We start from the raw sequence: 772 nt of genomic DNA, 5'->3' as shown, positions 1-772 counted from the left end.
AACACCGTCCGCAGACTCTCGTGCCGAACCACCACATCCCGCAACGCCGCCCGCAACGCAACCCGATCAAGATCGCCCAGCAGGCGGATCGTCAGCGGAATGTGGTACAGCCCTCCGCCGTCCTCCAGGCGGTTCAGGAGCCACAGCCGCCGTTGCGCGAAGGACAGCGGCAGCGCTGCTGGCCGCTGTCCAGCCACCAGCGCGGGCCGTGTCCGCCCACCCGATGCCAACGCCCGCGCAAGTTCAGCCACCGTCGAACTCTCGAAGATCGACCGCACCTCCACGTCGACGTCGAGCACACGGCGAATCCTGCTCACCAGTCGCGTAGCCAGCAATGAATGACCGCCAAGGTCGAAGAAATCATCGCCTATGCCCACGGACGGGACATCCAGGATCTCAGCGAAAATCCCACAGAGGATATCCTCGCGCGGACTGTGGATGCTTCGGCCACGGCCGCCCGAAACCTGCGGCTTCGGCAAGGCGGAGCGATCGACCTTTCCATTATCCGTCACTGGAAGTTCGTCAAGCACCACTACCACCGACGGCACCATGTAGTCCGGCAGGCGCCCGCCCAGCAATTTCCGAAGATGCCTCCCCACCAGCGCGTCCCCGACCACATAGGCCGCCAGACGGTCGTTCCGCGCCACTACCACGGCCCGTTCCACCCCGGAACAGCCCAGCAGCGCCGACTCCACCTCACCTGGTTCGATTCGGAAGCCCCGCACCTTCACCTGATCATCGACACGGCCCACAAACTCCAACACCCCACCCG

At 64.9% G+C, this 772-nt stretch carries 1 protein-coding gene; it reads right to left on the bottom strand.

Annotated features, from left to right (window positions below; genetic code table 11):
- Positions 1–647: phosphopantetheine-binding protein (locus MXD60_RS30115; protein WP_368861283.1), on the bottom strand; the 647-nt coding region annotated here is incomplete at its 3' end.
- Between the last annotated feature and the right edge of the window lie 125 nt (positions 648–772).

It is taken from the genome of Frankia sp. AgB32 (assembly GCF_023243045.1).
In the GTDB taxonomy this organism is placed as follows: domain Bacteria; phylum Actinomycetota; class Actinomycetes; order Frankiales; family Frankiaceae; genus Frankia.
The sequence above is the reverse complement of the archived record's forward strand: the minus strand, read 5'-3'. Positions and strand labels throughout refer to the sequence as shown.